Source organism: Streptomyces sp. NPDC026659, assembly GCF_040638245.1.
Classification (GTDB): Bacteria; Actinomycetota; Actinomycetes; order Streptomycetales; family Streptomycetaceae; genus Streptomyces.
This window is the reverse complement of record NZ_JBEZXY010000012.1, coordinates 162,923-178,566: the sequence shown is the minus strand read 5'-3', so window position 1 is coordinate 178,566 and position 15,644 is coordinate 162,923. Positions and strand designations below refer to the sequence as shown.

The 15,644-nt window shown below is 72.8% G+C and carries 11 protein-coding genes; 8 read left to right on the top strand and 3 right to left on the bottom strand.

Annotated elements, in window-relative coordinates:
• Nucleotides 1-46: 46 nt before the first annotated feature.
• Together AB0E91_RS27555 and AB0E91_RS27550 are read right to left on the bottom strand one after the other, a co-directional pair.
• Nucleotides 47-958, bottom strand: coding sequence for a carbohydrate kinase (locus AB0E91_RS27555; RefSeq protein WP_361787358.1), 912 nt, complete (start codon nt 956-958; stop codon nt 47-49).
• The gene (locus tag AB0E91_RS27550; protein WP_361787355.1) at nt 955-2,136 is read right to left on the bottom strand and encodes a LacI family DNA-binding transcriptional regulator; all 1,182 of its coding nucleotides are present in this window, start codon (nt 2,134-2,136) and stop codon (nt 955-957) included. The genes AB0E91_RS27555 and AB0E91_RS27550 overlap by 4 nt, the downstream gene beginning before the upstream one ends.
• A gap of 425 nt (nt 2,137-2,561) precedes the next feature.
• Between AB0E91_RS27550 and AB0E91_RS27545 the strand changes: the two genes are divergently transcribed.
• On the top strand, nt 2,562-2,984 hold the full coding sequence (locus tag AB0E91_RS27545) for a Rieske (2Fe-2S) protein (RefSeq protein ID WP_361787480.1): 423 nt from the start codon (nt 2,562-2,564) through the stop codon (nt 2,982-2,984).
• 48 nt (nt 2,985-3,032) lie between these two features.
• Here AB0E91_RS27545 and AB0E91_RS27540 read toward each other — a convergent pair whose 3' ends face one another.
• The gene (locus AB0E91_RS27540) at nt 3,033-4,031 is read right to left on the bottom strand and encodes a hypothetical protein (protein WP_361787352.1); all 999 of its coding nucleotides are present in this window, start codon (nt 4,029-4,031) and stop codon (nt 3,033-3,035) included.
• A 386-nt stretch (nt 4,032-4,417) separates the two neighbouring features.
• Between AB0E91_RS27540 and uvrC the strand changes: the two genes are divergently transcribed.
• The 7 genes from uvrC (at nt 4,418) to AB0E91_RS27505 (ending at nt 15,641) form a co-directional block, all read left to right on the top strand.
• Entirely contained in the window at nt 4,418-6,757 is a 2,340-nt protein-coding gene (uvrC, locus tag AB0E91_RS27535) for an excinuclease ABC subunit UvrC (protein WP_361787349.1), read from the top strand.
• Nucleotides 6,754-7,752: an RNase adapter RapZ gene (gene rapZ / locus AB0E91_RS27530; RefSeq protein ID WP_361787346.1), complete on the top strand. Its 999-nt coding sequence runs from the start codon at nt 6,754-6,756 to the stop codon at nt 7,750-7,752. The genes uvrC and rapZ overlap by 4 nt, the downstream gene beginning before the upstream one ends.
• Complete coding sequence (gene yvcK / locus AB0E91_RS27525) at nt 7,749-8,840, top strand: uridine diphosphate-N-acetylglucosamine-binding protein YvcK (protein WP_199587432.1); 1,092 nt, start codon at nt 7,749-7,751, stop codon at nt 8,838-8,840. Before rapZ ends, yvcK begins: the two co-directional genes overlap by 4 nt.
• Complete coding sequence (gene whiA, locus AB0E91_RS27520) at nt 8,831-9,820, top strand: DNA-binding protein WhiA (protein ID WP_018545744.1); 990 nt, start codon at nt 8,831-8,833, stop codon at nt 9,818-9,820. Before yvcK ends, whiA begins: the two co-directional genes overlap by 10 nt.
• A gap of 182 nt (nt 9,821-10,002) precedes the next feature.
• Nucleotides 10,003-12,963 (top strand): M14 family zinc carboxypeptidase, encoded by a 2,961-nt coding sequence (locus AB0E91_RS27515; protein ID WP_361787342.1) that lies wholly within the window; start codon nt 10,003-10,005, stop codon nt 12,961-12,963.
• 320 nt (nt 12,964-13,283) lie between these two features.
• A complete protein-coding gene (gene gap / locus AB0E91_RS27510; RefSeq protein ID WP_361787339.1) occupies nt 13,284-14,294 on the top strand; it encodes a type I glyceraldehyde-3-phosphate dehydrogenase in 1,011 nt (336 codons plus the stop codon).
• A 135-nt stretch (nt 14,295-14,429) separates the two neighbouring features.
• Nucleotides 14,430-15,641: a phosphoglycerate kinase gene (locus tag AB0E91_RS27505; protein ID WP_361787336.1), complete on the top strand. Its 1,212-nt coding sequence runs from the start codon at nt 14,430-14,432 to the stop codon at nt 15,639-15,641.
• The last annotated feature ends 3 nt before the right edge of the window (nt 15,642-15,644 follow it).

Here is a 15,644-nt window from a genome sequence, read left to right as displayed (position 1 = left end):
CGCGCGTTCCACCGTCAGACGCCCGGGCCGCACGGCCCGGCCCAGGTCACCATCCGCCCAGCTCCGCCGCGTACGGCGGCTCCGCCCCCGCCCGGGAGCAGGTGAGCGCCGCGGCGCGCGCGGCGAAGCGCAGCAGCCGGTGCCAGCCGTCGGCGCCGAGCCCGGCCAGCGCCCGCGCGGACAGCGCGTCCTGGGCCGAAAGACCGTGCAGCAGGGCCGCGTTCACGGTGTCACCGGCGCCGATGGTGTCCACGACGTCGACCTTCTCGCCGGGCACGGAGTACTCCGCGCCGTCCCGTGTGAAGACGGTGAGGCCGTCGCCGCCCCGGGTGAGCACGACGGCCGACGGACCGGCGGCCAGCCACTCGGCCGGGCTGCCGCCGAGCCACGCCGCGTCCTCCTCGGACAGTTTCAGCAGCGTCACCGAGGGCAGCCAGTCGCGGAAACGGGCCCGGTAGGCGTCCGCGTCCGGGATCAGCCCCGCGCGGATGTTGGGGTCGAGCGCGGTGAACAGGCCCTGACCGGCGGCGGTCCGCATCAGCTCCGAGTAGGCGCTCGCCCCGGGCTCCAGGACGAGCGAGCAGGTGCCGAAGGACACCGCACGGGTACCGGCGGGGAGTTCGGGCGGGGCGATGAACAGGCGGTCGGCGGTGCCCTCCACGTAGAAGGAGTAGGCGGCCGAGCCGTCGGAGTCGATCGTGGCCACCGCGAGGGTGGTGGGCTCCGGCCCGCGCTGGACGCCGGACACGTCCACACCCGCCTGCCGCAGCCCGTCGAGCAGGGCCTCCCCGAAGGCGTCGTGCGAGGTGCGGGAGGTGAAGGCGGTGGGGGAGCCCAGGCGGCCGAGGGCCACGGCCGTGTTGTACGGGCCGCCGCCGAGCGCGGGCTTGAGGCCGGCCAGGGCGCCGGGGCCCTGCGGTACCAGGTCGATCAGTGCCTCACCGGCGACGACGATCACGTGGTGGTTCCCTTCTCGGACTGCGCGGATGCTTCCGTGTTCACCCCGGCCGGGCGCGCGTCGGCGCCCTCGGCCCCGCCGCGCACCTCCTCCGGGCATCCGCAGGAGGTGCGGTGGACGAAGGCGCAGGGCAGCCGGACGGTCCTGGTCGGCCGGTCCGGTGCGGCCAGGCGGTCGAGCAGCACCTGTACGGCCCGGGCGCCCATCTCGCGGCTGGGCTGCGCGACGGCGGTGAGCCGGGGCGAGAAGAGGTCGGCCCAGGCGAAGTCGTCGAAGGAGCACAGGGCGATGTCGCCCGGCACGCTCAGCCCCCGCTCGCGCAGCGCGCGCAGGGTGCCGATGGTCATCGCGTTGTTGGCGGTGACGAGGGCCGTGGGCGCGGCGGGCCGGGAAAGCAGGTCGGCCGTAGCGTGCTCGGCGGCGGCCGACTCGGAACTGCCGGACACGACCAGGTCCGCGTCGTAGGGGAGCCCGGCTGCGGCCAGGCCCCGACGGTACCCGGTGATTCGCTCGCTGGTGGTACTCAGGCCGGGCAGCCCGGCGATCAGGCCGATGCGACGGTGGCCGAGACCGGCGAGGTGGGTGACCAGCCGGGCCATCGGCTCGCTGTTCTCGGCACAGACCTGATCGAAACCGCCCGCTTGTGACGTGAGTTGACCGTCGCGGCCCGGTCCGGCGGGTCTCTCGGCCACCTCGCCGTCGCCACTGCCACTGCCATCGTCGTCGTCCCGCGTGATCACACGGTCCAGGAACACCGTCGGCACGGCCTGGCGGCGGAGGTAGGCCACCAGCTCGTCCGGCCGGGCCGAGGGGGCGACGATCATGCCGTCCACGCGGCGCTCGTGCAGCAGCTGTACGACCTTCAGCTCGTGCTCGGGGTCGTCGTGCGGGTCGGCGATGAGGAGGCTGTAGCCCTCGGCGAGGGCGGCGGCCTCGACGCCCTGGAGGATCTCGGTGAAGTACGGATTGCTGATCGCGGACACCGCGAGCCCTATGGAACGGGTGCGGGAGGTCACCAGGGAGCGCGCGAGGGTGTTCGGGGTGTAGCCGAGGGCGTCCACCGCGTCCAGGACGGCCTGCCGGGTGTGGGGCAGGACCGGGCGCGTGTCGTTGAGCACGTGGGACACGGTCGCCACGGAGACTCCGGCGCGCCGGGCGACGTCGGCCATGGTGGGCATCGCGGTTCCCTCCCCGGGGTGTCCGCCGGGGGCACGGGTGAGCCCTCCTGGCTGAGGACGGACCGTCGGTGGTCCGTACCCGTGGCGAACACCCGGCGCGACCGGCCGAGAGCTCTCCGGGCGGGAAGGTATCCCATCCACCACCCAGCCGTAAACGCTTGCGCAAGCGTTTACGGGCGGGAGATGCGGCTGCCTGTGTGTGAGGGACGCGGCCGCCCGCCGTGTGGGCGACGCGACTTCCGCGCTCCGGCGTGCTCCCGGCCCCCGACCCGCCCGTTCTCCCCGCCCCCCGGGCTCGCCCGTGCGCCCCGTCCCGGAGCCGCCCGGGTGCCCTGCCCCGGAGTCGCCCGGGTGCCCCGCCCCGGGCCGGTCCGCTCTGCCCGGGTATCGTCGGGTCGCACACCGTCTGACCTGTGGAGAGCCTCATGCTGGCCCAGCCGTCCGCGAGCCGCCGTACTGTCCTTCGAGGGGCCGCCGTGGCCCCGGTCGCCGGGCTCGGCCTGGCCGCCTGCGCGGCGCCGGGCGGCTCTCCCGCGCCGACCCCGACCGCGCCCGTCGACCTCGGCGCGGAGAGCGAGCTGGCCAAGGGCGGGGCCAAGCTCTACCGGGACCACAACGTGGTCGTCAGCAGGGGTGCCGACGGCGCCCTGAAGGCGTACAGCACGATCTGCACGCACGCGGGCTGTGCGATCAACAAGCTCCAGGGCACGACCCTGACCTGCCCCTGCCACGGCAGCGAGTTCGACGCCGCGACCGGCAAGGTGCTCGCGGCCCCGGCCACCGTGCCGCTGAACGAACTGCCGGTGAAGGTCTCGGCGGGCAGGATCGTCGCGGGCCCCGGGGCCTGACCCCGGCCGACGGGGCCGGACCCGACCGAGCCTGCGTCGCTCCCTCCGCTAAGCCCGCGCCGCTCCCTCCGCCGGACCGTCCACCGGGCCCTCCCACTCCCAGGCAATCCCCACCATCCCCGGCCGGACCCGGGGCTCGACCACGTGGACGCTGCGGTACGGGTGGGTCACCGGCAACTCGACGCGGCCGCCGCGCGGCGCTGCCGGGGAGACCTGGCTGAAGCGGTGGCAGCGGACCGGCAGCGCGGGGCTGTCGAAACGGACCTGGAGCGCGTACTGCCCGCCCAGCGCGCCGAACCGGTGCACGTACTCGTGCGAGACGCCGCCCGTGCCGTCGGCCACGCCGTACCGGAACAGGAAGGTGTCGCCCCGGCGTAGCGGAGTGCCGAAGAGCAGCTCCGCGGCCAGGACCCCGGTGTCCCGGTCGAACAGGACGCGCCCGGTGCGGCAGTTCTCCAGGGCGCGGACGGCCATGCCGCGCGGGTCGCAGCCGGGGTCGCCCTGATGGACGGCGACGAAGCGGTCCACGCCGTCGCGGTGGGCGCGCACGATGTGCTCGGACTCGCGGGCCGCCAGCTCGCGCCGGGTGCCGATCCGGACGCGTTCATGGTGGCCGAGGACGTGCAGGCCGCCGTCGGAGGTCCAGCCCAGCTCGGCCTGGAGGCGGCGCAGCACGCCGGAGGTCTCCAGCAGGGAGCGGTAGGAACGGGTCGCCGGGCGCCCGTGCACGGAGCAGTCACCGGACTCGGCAAGCAGCCGGATCAGGGACTCCTCCGGCAGCCGCAGGATCTCCTCCAGCGCGCGTACGGCCCGCAGCGACTCGGGGCGCTGCGGTCGGCGCGCCCCCTGCTGCCAGTAACTCAGGCTGGTCAGGCCCACCTTGACCCCGTGGCGGGTCAGATGGTGCTGCACACGCTGGAGCGGCAGCCCGCGCGCGGCGATCGCGGCGCGCAGCGCCACGTGGAAGGGGCCGCCCCGCAGGACCGTGTCCAGCTCGGGCACGTCCGGGGGAGCGGCGGCGTCCGTGTGCTCTGTGACATGCCACATGCACAGAAGCCTTTCTGTGAGGTGTCACCTCGGCTGGTCAGACCGAGGCGCGGGGTTCTGCTGCCACCCCGTGGGGCACCGGGGCGCGTGCGCACGCGGGCACGCTGTGCGCGTGCGCCGTGCGGGCGCCGCCCCGAGTTCCCCCGCATTGAAGCGTGTTGACTTGGACCCGACAACACCTCGGACAGTGCGGTGGCCCACACGCCACCCCCGTACGACGCCCCGCGCGGGGCCTGCGACGGCCCCCGGGAGCGCCCTCCCGCAACGCTCCCGTCACTCCGCCGTCACCCCGTGCCCACCCGCCGGCCGGGCCGGTGCGCCGTACGGGTGCCGGCGTTGTCCACAGGCCCGACGCGGTGTCGGTCCTCGCCAGTAGGGTGTGAGACATGGCCGACCCCTCCAGCTACCGCCCCAGGCCGGGAGACATCCCGGACTCCCCGGGGGTGTACCGATTCCGCGACGAGCACCGCCGGGTGATCTACGTCGGAAAGGCCAAAAGCCTGCGCCAGCGCCTGGCCAACTACTTCCAGGATCTGGCGAACCTGCACCCCCGCACCCGGTCGATGGTCACCACCGCCGCGTCCGTGGAGTGGACCGTGGTGTCCACGGAGGTCGAGGCGCTTCAGCTGGAGTACTCCTGGATCAAGGAGTACGACCCCCGGTTCAACGTCAAGTACCGCGACGACAAGAGCTACCCGTACCTCGCGGTGACCATGAACGAGGAGTTCCCGCGCGTCCAGGTGATGCGCGGTCACAAGAAGAAGGGCGTGCGGTACTTCGGGCCGTACGCCCACGCGTGGGCCATCCGCGACACCGTCGACCTGCTGCTGCGCGTCTTCCCGGTGCGCACCTGCTCCGCCGGGGTCTTCAAGAACGCCGCCCGCACCGGCCGCCCCTGCCTGCTCGGGTACATCGGCAAGTGCTCCGCGCCGTGCGTCGACCGGATCTCCCCGGAGGACCACAGGGAGCTGGCCGAGGAATTCTGCGACTTCATGGCGGGCCGCACCGGCACCTATCTGCGCCGCCTGGAGAAGCAGATGGCCGAGGCGGCCGACGAGATGGAGTACGAGCGGGCGGCCCGCCTGCGCGACGACATCGTCGCCCTGAAGAAGGCCATGGAGAAGAACGCGGTCGTGCTCGCCGACGCGACCGACGCCGACCTGATCGCCGTCGCCGAGGACGAGCTGGAGGCCGCCGTCCAGATCTTCCACGTGCGCGGCGGCCGGGTGCGCGGACAGCGCGGCTGGGTCACCGACAAGGTCGAGGAGATCACCACCGGCGCCCTCGTCGAGCACGCCCTCCAGCAGCTCTACGGCGAGGAGAGCGGGGACTCGGTGCCCAAGGAGGTGCTGGTCCCGGCGCTGCCCGACCCGGTGGAGCCGGTCCAGGAGTGGCTGACCGGCAGGCGCGGGTCGAACGTGTCGCTGCGCATCCCGCAGCGCGGCGACAAGAAGGCGCTCATGGAGACCGTGGAGCGCAACGCCCAGCAGGCCCTCGTCCTGCACAAGACCAAGCGCGCCTCCGACCTGACCACGCGCTCGCGCGCCCTGGAGGAGATCGCCGACGCCCTCGGCCTGGACAGCGCCCCGCTGCGCATCGAGTGCTACGACATCTCCCACCTCCAGGGCGACGACGTGGTCGCCTCCATGGTCGTCTTCGAGGACGGCCTCCAGCGCAAGAACGAGTACCGCCGCTTCCAGATCAAGGGCTTCGCGGGCCAGGACGACGTCCGCTCCATGCACGAGGTGATCACCCGCCGCTTCCGGCGCTACCTCGCCGAGAAGGAGCGGTCCGGGGAGTGGACGGCGGGGGAGGACGCCCCGGCGGACGGCGGGGTCCCGCACACGGACGGCGCGCCTGCCGGCAACGGCCCGTCCGGCGCCGACGACATCCGCACCGACGTCACGCCCCTCACCGGCAGCCCGGCTCCGGCCGAGGGCGCCCCGCACACCGAGGGCGCTCCGCACACCGACGGCGCGCCCCTCACCGATGGCACGCCCCCCACCGGCGGCGCCCCCCGCGCCCTCCCCACCGGTGTCGACGGCGCCCCGCTCCCCGCTCCCGCCCGGGCCGCCGCCCCCCTCCCCGGCCCCGGTCAGGACGGCGACCTCTTCGCCGACCCGCTCAAGGACGAGGACGGCCGTCCCCGGAAGTTCGCCTATCCGCCCCAGCTCGTCGTGGTCGACGGCGGTCAGCCGCAGGTCGCGGCGGCCCGGCGGGCGCTGGACGAGCTGGGGATCGACGACATCGCCGTGTGCGGCCTCGCCAAGCGCCTGGAGGAGGTCTGGGTTCCCGGTGAGGACGACCCGGTGGTGCTGCCCCGCAGCAGCGAGGGCCTCTATCTGCTCCAGCGCGTGCGCGACGAGGCCCACCGCTTCGCCATCACCTACCAGCGCACCAAGCGGTCCAAGCGCCTGCGCTCCGGTCCGCTGGACGACGTACCCGGCCTCGGCGACACCCGCAAGCAGGCCCTCCTCAAGCACTTCGGCTCGGTCAAGCGGCTGCGCGCCGCCACGATCGAGCAGATCCAGGAAGTACCCGGCATAGGCCGGAAGACGGCCGAGACCATCGCCGCGGCACTCGCGCGCGCCGTCCCGGCCGGGCCCGCCGTGAACACGGCGACCGGAGAGATCATCGATGACGAGGAACCCGGCACGACGGCGGGTTCCCCCGGAGAGCCCGTGAGCGCGGGTCTCCCGGACGACCGACGGGGGCAGGAGAGATGACCGAGCACGACACGGGACCCACGCGGAGCGAACGCGCGCAGGGGAAGGCGGGCGAGGCACGGCCGCGGGAAGCGGCCGAGGAGAACGGAGCACAGGTGAGTACGGACGGTACGGCGAACGGGGCCCAGGAAGCGGCCATCCCGGAGCTGGTGATCATCTCCGGGATGTCCGGAGCGGGCCGGTCCACCGCGGCCAAGTGCCTGGAGGACCTCGGCTGGTTCGTCGTGGACAACCTCCCGCCCGCGCTGATCCCGACCATGGTGGAGCTGGGCGCCCGCTCCCAGGGCAACGTGGCCCGGATCGCGGTCGTCGTCGACGTGCGCGGCCGCCGCTTCTTCGACAACCTCCGCGAGTCCCTCGCCGACCTCGACGGCCGGGGCGTCACCCGGCGGATCGTCTTCCTGGAGTCCTCCGACGACGCCCTGGTGCGCCGCTTCGAGTCGGTCCGCCGCCCACACCCCCTCCAGGGCGACGGCCGGATCGTCGACGGCATCGCCGCCGAGCGCGAGCTGCTGCGCGAGCTGCGCGGCGACGCCGACCTGGTGATAGACACCTCCAGCCTCAACGTGCACGAACTGCGCGCCAAGATGGACGCCCAGTTCGCCGGTGAGGAGGAGCCGGAGCTGCGGGCCACGGTGATGTCCTTCGGCTTCAAGTACGGGCTGCCGGTCGACGCCGACCTCGTCGCCGACATGCGCTTCCTGCCCAACCCGCACTGGGTGCCGGAGCTGCGCCCCTTCACGGGGGTCAACGAGGAGGTCGCCTCCTACGTCTTCAACCAGCCCGGCGCCAAGGAGTTCCTCGACCGCTACGCCGAGCTGCTGCGCCTGATCGCGGCCGGGTATCGGCGCGAGGGCAAGCGGTATGTGACCATCGCCATCGGCTGTACCGGCGGCAAGCACCGCTCGGTCGCGATGTCGGAGAAGCTCGCCGCGCGTCTGGCGGCAGAGGGCGTGGAGACGGTGGTCGTACACCGGGACATGGGACGGGAATGACAGGACGTACACGGCGGCTCGCCGGCCTGCGCCGGGTGGTGCCGGAGGGGCGCGCCGGGCGCGCCATGGCGGAGGCCCGCGCGGGCCGCGCCGAAGCGCGTGGCGGCCGGCCGCGCAGGCGGGGGGCGCAGCCCAAGGTGGTCGCCCTCGGCGGCGGCATGGGCCTGTCCGCTTCGCTCGCCGCGCTGCGCCGGATCACCGGCGACCTCACCGCCGTGGTCACGGTGGCCGACGACGGCGGCTCCAGCGGCCGTCTGCGCGACGAACTGGGGGTGCTGCCCCCCGGCGACCTGCGCAAGGCGCTGGCCGCCCTGTGCGGCGACGACGACTGGGGCCAGACCTGGGCCCGGGTCATCCAGCACCGCTTCCACTCCAAGGGCGATCTGCACGACCACGCGGTGGGCAATCTGCTGATCGTCGCGCTGTGGGAGCAGCTGGGCGACCACGTACAGGCCCTGGACCTGGTCGGCAAGCTGCTCGGCGCGCACGGGCGCGTGCTGCCCATGTCGGCCGTGCCGCTGGAGCTGCAGGCCCTGGTCAAGGGGCACGACCCGGAGCGCCCCGAGGACGTGGACACGGTGCGCGGCCAGGCCACCGTCGCCCTCACCCCGGGCGAGGTGCAGTCGGTGCACGTCGTGCCGTCGGACCCGCCCGCCGTGCCCGAGGCCGTCGAGGCCGTGCTGGACGCGGACTGGGTGGTGCTCGGCCCCGGGTCCTGGTTCTCGTCCGTCATCCCGCATCTGCTGGTCCCCGAGCTGCTCGACGCCCTCACCGACACCAAGGCGCGCAAGGTGCTCCCGCTGAACCTGGCGCCGCAGCCGGGCGAAACCGAGGGCTTCTCCCCGCAGCGTCATTTGGAGGTTTTGGGGCGACACGCCCCTAAACTCGCCCTGGACGTGGTGCTGGCCGACGAGGCGGCCGTGCCCGACCGCGATTCGCTCACCGAGGCCGCCAAGCGGCTGGGAGCCGCGGTCGAGCTGGCGCCGGTGGCCCGGACCGACGGAACTCCCCGGCACGATCCGGAGCTGTTGGCCGCCGCGTACGACCGTATTTTTCGGATGCATGGAAGGATCGGCCCATGGCGATGACGGCAGCGGTGAAGGACGAGATCTCCCGGCTCCCCGTCACCCGGACCTGCTGCAGGAAGGCGGAGGTCTCCGCCCTTCTGCGGTTCGCCGGCGGCCTCCACCTGGTGAGCGGGCGCATCGTGATCGAGGCGGAGCTGGACACCGCGATGGCGGCCCGCCGCCTCAAGCGGGACATTCTGGAGATCTTCGGCCACAGCTCCGAACTGATCGTGATGGCGCCCGGCGGTCTGCGCCGGGGCTCGCGGTACGTGGTGCGCGTGGTCGCCGGTGGCGACCAGCTGGCCCGGCAGACGGGCCTGGTGGACGGCCGGGGCCGCCCGATCCGCGGCCTGCCGCCGCAGGTCGTCTCCGGGGCCACCTGTGACGCCGAGGCGGCCTGGCGCGGCGCGTTCCTCGCGCACGGCTCGCTCACCGAGCCCGGCCGGTCCTCCTCGCTGGAGGTGACCTGCCCCGGCCCCGAGGCGGCGCTCGCTCTGGTCGGCGCCGCCCGCAGACTGTCCATCGCCGCCAAGGCCCGCGAGGTGCGCGGGGTGGACCGGGTCGTCGTCCGCGACGGCGACGCGATCGGCGCCCTGCTCACCCGGCTCGGCGCCCACGAGTCGGTGCTGGCCTGGGAGGAGCGCCGGATGCGCCGCGAGGTGCGGGCCACCGCCAACCGGCTCGCCAACTTCGACGACGCCAACCTGCGCCGCTCGGCCCGCGCCGCAGTGGCCGCCGGGGCCCGGGTGCAGCGCGCGCTGGAGATCCTCGCCGACGAGGTGCCCGAGCACCTCGCCGCCGCCGGACGGCTGCGCATGGAGCACAAGCAGGCGTCCCTGGAGGAGCTGGGCGCGCTCGCGGACCCGCCGCTGACCAAGGACGCGGTCGCGGGCCGTATCCGCCGCCTCCTCGCGATGGCCGACAAGCGCGCCTCCGACCTGGGCATCCCGGGCACGGAGGCCAACCTCTCGGAGGAGCTGGCGGACAACCTCGTCGGCTGATCCACTCGGCAGATCCACGGTGTGAGATCGGCCGATCCACGGTGTGAGAGCCGGTGCCGGCGCCCGTTCGGGTGGTCGGCACCGGCTTTCGCGTGTCCGTGAGGCGCCCTTGACGCCCCCCTGGTGTGACATGAGCCTGGCAACCTGGTCCGCGCTGTGGCGGACCACCACGAGGGGGGTTCATGAGACACCCAGTGAGATCGATCCTCGCCGCCGGAGCCCTGCTGGCGGGCACGGCGGCCCTCGGGCCCGTACCGGCCCAGGCCCACCCCGCGAGCCCCGCGAAGGCGGACCGCGCCGCCGAGGTCAAGGTCTTCCGCGCCGAGGTGACCCGGGCCCAGCTGCCCCTGCTCGTCGAGGCGGGCCAGGACGGCCGCGAACTCGACGCCCAGACGGCCGGAGCGGGCCGCAGCACCGTCGAGGTGTACCTCACCGACCGCCAGGCCGGGCAGCTGCGCGCGCGGGGCGTGCGCCTCACCGAGCACGAGCTGCCCAAGGCCGCGGACAAGCGGGTGGCGGCCGCCGCGCAGGGCGTCTTCCGCCCCTACAGCGGCAGCGGCGGCCTCCAGGAGGAGCTGCTGCGCACCGCGCGGGAGCACCCGGACCTCGCCAAGGTCGAGTCCATCGGCCGTACCGTCCAGGGCAAGGACATCCTCGCGCTCAAGCTGACCAAGGACGCGAAGCGCTCCAAGGACGGCACCAAGCCGGCGGTGCTCTACGTGTCCAACCAGCACGCACGCGAGTGGATCACCCCGGAGATGACCCGGCGGCTGATGCACCATTACCTGGACAACTACCGCTCGGACAAACGGATCAGAAGGATCGTCGACACGACCGAGCTGTGGTTCGTCCTCTCCGCCAACCCCGACGGCTACGACTACACCTTCCAGGGCGACGACACCCGCCTGTGGCGCAAGAACCTGCGCGACCTGAACGGCGACGGCGTGATCGGCGCGGGCGACGGCGTCGACCTCAACCGCAACTTCTCCTACAAGTGGGGCTACGACGACGAGGGTTCGTCCCCCAGCCCCGCCTCCGAGACCTACCGGGGCCCCGCCCCCGCCTCCGAGCCCGAGACCAGGGCACTGGACGCCTTCGAGAAGCGGATCGGCTTCCGGTACGCCGTCAACTACCACTCCGCCGCCGAACTCCTCCTCTACGGCATCGGCTGGCAGGTCGCCACGCCCAGCCCGGACGACGTCCTCTACAAGGCGCTCGCCGGCACCCCGGACCACTCGGCGATCCCCGGCTACCGCCCGCAGATCTCCTCGGAGCTGTACACCACCAACGGCGAGGCCGACGGGCACGCCGCGAACGTCAACGGCCTGGCGATGTTCACCCCCGAGATGTCCACCTGCCAGACGGCCTCGGAGTCCGACCCGGACGACGCCTGGAACCCGGACGACTGCCGCTCGGTCTTCAGCTTCCCCGACGACGAGCGGCTGATCCAGCGGGAGTTCGAGAAGAACATCCCCTTCGCGCTGTCCGTCGCCGAGACCGCCGCCCACCCCGACCACCCCGTCTCGGCGGTCGGCCTGGGCGCGGCCGACTTCACCCCGGCCCCCTTCGCCGTCTCGTACGCGCGCGGCACGGCCCAGGAGGTCTCCGTCACCGCCCGCAAGGCGGTCCGCGACAAGCGGCTCGAGTACCGCGTCAACGGCGGCCGTACGCAGCAGCGGAGCCTGCGCGCCTGGAAGGGCGGCGAGCGGTACGGCGGCGCCGACCACCTCTACTTCGACGAGTACCGCGCCGAGGTGCCCGGCGGCAGGCCCGGTGACCGGGTCGAGGTGTGGTTCAGCGGCAAGGGGAGGAACGGCGCGAGGACCGCCAGTGCCCACTTCACGTACACCGTCGAGAAGCGCCCCGCCGCCGACACCCTCGTCGTCGCGGAGGAGGGTGCGAAAGCCGCGCGGGCCACGGCCTACACGGACGCGCTGCGGGCGGCCGGACACCACGCCCTCTTCTGGGACACCGCGACCCGGGGCGCCCCGGACGCGCTCGGCGTGCTCGGCCACTTCCGCACGGTCGTCCACTACACGGGCCCCGGCGGCCCCGGCAACGCCACCCAGCTCCAGCTGCGCGCCTACCTCAACGAGGGCGGGCGGCTGATCGAGGCCGGGGAGAAGGCCGGGGGCAGCGTCGACCTCGGCGGCGGCAACCGGTCGGACGACTTCAGCCAGTACTGGCTGGGCGCGTACAGCCGCACCTCCGTCAAGGGCGTCACCGCGCTCACCGGCTCCGGCGCCCTCTCCGGCATCTCCGCCGCCCTCGGCGACGCGCCCGGCGACCCGCTCGACGCGGCCGGTGCCTACGGGGTCACCTCCGACGAGCTGGCCCCCGCCAACTACCCGCAGTTCGGGAGCGCGGGCGCGGGCGCCTTCGCCGGGGCCCCCACCCCGTACGGCCCGTACTCCGGCTCCTTCATGGCGGCCGCCGTCCACACCGACGACGCCTACAAGCGCCTCACCCGCACCGTCGACCTCACCGGTGTCGGCGCCGCCGACAAACCCGCGCTGAGCACCCGGCTGCTGTGGGACACCGAGCCCGGCTACGACCACGCGATCGTCGAGGTCCACACCGTGGGCGCCGACGACTGGACGACCCTGCCCGAGGCGGGCGGTGCGACCGGCACGGCCGTGCCCGAGGAGTGCGGGGCCGGGTTCCTGATCGGCGAGCACCCCTGGCTGCGCCACTATCTGACGCTCTCCGGCGGCGTCTGCACCGCTACCGGCACCACCGGCACCTGGCACAGCCTCACCGGCGCCTCCGCGGGCTGGCAGCACGCGCAGTTCGACCTGAGCGCGTACGCGGGCCGGAACATCGAGGTGTCCGTCTCCTATGTCACCGACCCCGGCACCGGCGGCCACGGCGTCCTCGTGGACGACGCCTCGCTCGTCGTCGGCGGCACCGCGCGGGACACCGAGGGATTCGAGACCTCCCTCGGCCCCTGGCGCGTGGCCGGACCCCCGCCCGGCAGCCCCGGTGTGCTGAAGGACTGGACGCGCACCGGCGCCCTCTTCCGCACCTACGGAGCAGTCACCACCCGCGACACGGTGCTCCTCGGATTCGGCCTGGACCAGATGTCCTCGGCGGCCGACCGGACCGCTCTGACGCGCAAGGCGCTGGCCGCGCTCGGCAGATGACGGAGGCCGCCCCTCACAGGTGAGCGAGACCCCTTCTCAACGGTGCGCGGGAGCACCCGACATCAGGTGAGCCGACACCCTCACGAACGAGTGAAATACCCGCCCGGAACGACAGTCAGTCTCTGACAAAAGGGAGTGAAACGACCGCCGTTCCGGGCTGGTCCGTACCCTACTGACGGGTAAGGAAGGCCTGCCCGTGTATGCGCCATCTCGATGTCACCCCGGGGGCTGCGGAGAGGTAGGGTCGGGGGTGGTCGGGGACATCCCAAATACAGCTCGCCGGCACCGCATAGCCGGCGTACCAACGAGGAGATCGGTTCGTGACGATCCGCGTAGGCATCAACGGCTTCGGCCGCATCGGGCGTAACTACTTCCGTGCACTGCTGGAGCAGGGTGCGGACATCGAGATTGTGGCTGTCAACGACCTGGGTGACACCGCGACCACGGCGCACCTGCTGAAGTACGACACGATCCTGGGCCGCCTCAAGGCCGAGGTCACGCACACCGCCGACACCATCACGGTCGACGGCCACACCATCAAGGTGCTCTCCGAGCGCAACCCCGCCGACATCCCGTGGGGCGAGCTGGGCGTCGACATCGTCATCGAGTCGACCGGCATCTTCACCAAGCGCGAGGACGCCGCCAAGCACCTCGCCGGTGGCGCCAAGAAGGTCCTCATCTCGGCTCCGGCCAAGAACGAGGACATCACCATCGTCATGGGCGTCAACCAGGACAAGTACAACCCGGAGACGGACCACGTCATCTCCAACGCCTCCTGCACCACCAACTGTGTGGCGCCGATGGCGAAGGTCCTGGACGAGAACTTCGGCATCGTCAGCGGCCTGATGACGACGGTGCACGCGTACACCAACGACCAGCGCATCCTTGACTTCCCGCACAGCGACCTGCGCCGCGCGCGGGCCGCCGCCGAGAACATCATCCCGACCACCACCGGTGCCGCCAAGGCCACCGCGCTGGTCCTGCCGCAGCTCAAGGGCAAGCTCGACGGCATCGCGATGCGCGTCCCGGTCCCGACCGGCTCGGCCACCGACCTGGTCGTGGAGCTGCAGCGCGAGGTCACCAAGGACGAGGTCAACGCCGCGTTCAAGAAGGCCTCCGAGGACGGCTCCCTCAAGGGCTTCCTGTCCTACACCGAGGACGAGATCGTCTCCTCCGACATCGTCGGCGACCCGGCCTCCTGCACCTTCGACTCGTCCCTGACCATGGTCCAGGACGGCAACACGGTGAAGATCCTCGGCTGGTACGACAACGAGTGGGGCTACTCCAACCGCCTCGTGGACCTGACGGTCTTCGTCGGCGAGCAGCTCTGAACGACCCCCGCAGGACCTTGAAGTGAGAGCAGGGCCCGGGCAGCGCACGGCCGCGCTGACCGGGCCCTGTCTCACGCACGGACCACGCCCTCTTACGATCGGGGGCATCACGAGCCCTCCTCAGGAGTCCACTCAATGAAGACGATCGACGAACTTCTCGCCGACGGCGTGAGCGGCAAGCGGGTCTTCGTCCGCGCCGACCTCAACGTGCCGCTGGCCGACGGGACCATCACCGACGACGGCCGCATCCGTGCCGTCCTGCCCACCGTCAAGGCCCTCGCGGACGCGGGCGCCAAGGTGGTCGTCGCCTCCCACCTGGGCCGCCCCAAGGGCGCCCCGGACCCGGCCTTCTCGCTGCTGCCCGCCGCCGAGCGCCTCGGTGAACTGCTCGGCGCCCCGGTCGCCTTCGCCCAGGACACCGTCGGCCCCGCCGCCCACGCCGCCGTCGACGGCCTGGAGCCCGGCCAGGTCGCGGTCATCGAGAACCTGCGCTTCAACCCCGGCGAGACGTCCAAGGACGACACCGAGCGCGGTGAGTTCGCGGACCGGCTGGCCGCCCTCGCGGACGTGTACGTGGGCGACGGCTTCGGCGCGGTGCACCGCAAGCACGCCTCCGTGTACGACCTCCCGGCCCGGCTGCCGCACTACGCCGGTTACCTGATCGCCCAGGAGGTCGGTGTCCTGAAGAAGCTCACCGACGACGTCGAGCGCCCCTACGTCGTCGTCCTCGGCGGCGCCAAGGTCTCCGACAAGCTCGCCGTCATCGACCAGCTCCTCGACAAGGCCGACCGGCTGCTCATCGGCGGCGGCATGGCCTACACCTTCCTCAAGGCCCAGGGCCACGAGGTCGGCATCTCCCTCCTCCAGGAGGACCAGATCCCGGCCGTCAAGGAGTACATGGAGCGCGCCGAGAAGAACGGCGTGGAACTGCTCCTGCCCGTCGACGTCCTGGTCTCCCCGGAGTTCCCGGACCTGAAGACCAAGGCCCCCTCCCGGCACACCGTCGTCGACGCGGACAAGATCCCCGCCGACGAGGAGGGCCTGGACATCGGCCCGAAGACCCGGGAGCTGTACGCCTCGAAGCTCGCCGACGCCAAGACCGTCTTCTGGAACGGCCCCATGGGCGTCTTCGAGCACCCCGACTACGCCGAGGGCACCAAGGCGGTCGCCCAGGCCCTCGTCGACTCCGACGGCTTCACCGTCGTCGGCGGCGGTGACTCCGCCGCCGCGGTGCGTACCCTCGGTTTCGACGAGAACGCATTCGGCCACATCTCGACCGGCGGCGGCGCCTCCCTCGAGTACCTCGAGGGCAAGACGCTCCCCGGCCTCGCCGCACTGGAGGACTGACCC

What these genes read in the sequence shown, in the direction of transcription:
- AB0E91_RS27550 (WP_361787355.1), bottom strand. Translation starts at nt 2,136, where the DNA reads ATGCCCACCATGGCCGACGTCGCCCGGCGCGCCGGAGTCTCCGTGGCG.
- AB0E91_RS27545 (WP_361787480.1), top strand. Translation starts at nt 2,562, where the DNA reads ATGCTGGCCCAGCCGTCCGCGAGCCGCCGTACTGTCCTTCGAGGGGCC.
- AB0E91_RS27540 (WP_361787352.1), bottom strand. Translation starts at nt 4,031, where the DNA reads ATGTGGCATGTCACAGAGCACACGGACGCCGCCGCTCCCCCGGACGTG.
- uvrC (WP_361787349.1), top strand. Translation starts at nt 4,418, where the DNA reads ATGGCCGACCCCTCCAGCTACCGCCCCAGGCCGGGAGACATCCCGGAC.
- rapZ (WP_361787346.1), top strand. Translation starts at nt 6,754, where the DNA reads ATGACCGAGCACGACACGGGACCCACGCGGAGCGAACGCGCGCAGGGG.
- yvcK (WP_199587432.1), top strand. Translation starts at nt 7,749, where the DNA reads ATGACAGGACGTACACGGCGGCTCGCCGGCCTGCGCCGGGTGGTGCCG.
- whiA (WP_018545744.1), top strand. Translation starts at nt 8,831, where the DNA reads ATGGCGATGACGGCAGCGGTGAAGGACGAGATCTCCCGGCTCCCCGTC.
- AB0E91_RS27515 (WP_361787342.1), top strand. Translation starts at nt 10,003, where the DNA reads ATGAGACACCCAGTGAGATCGATCCTCGCCGCCGGAGCCCTGCTGGCG.
- AB0E91_RS27505 (WP_361787336.1), top strand. Translation starts at nt 14,430, where the DNA reads ATGAAGACGATCGACGAACTTCTCGCCGACGGCGTGAGCGGCAAGCGG.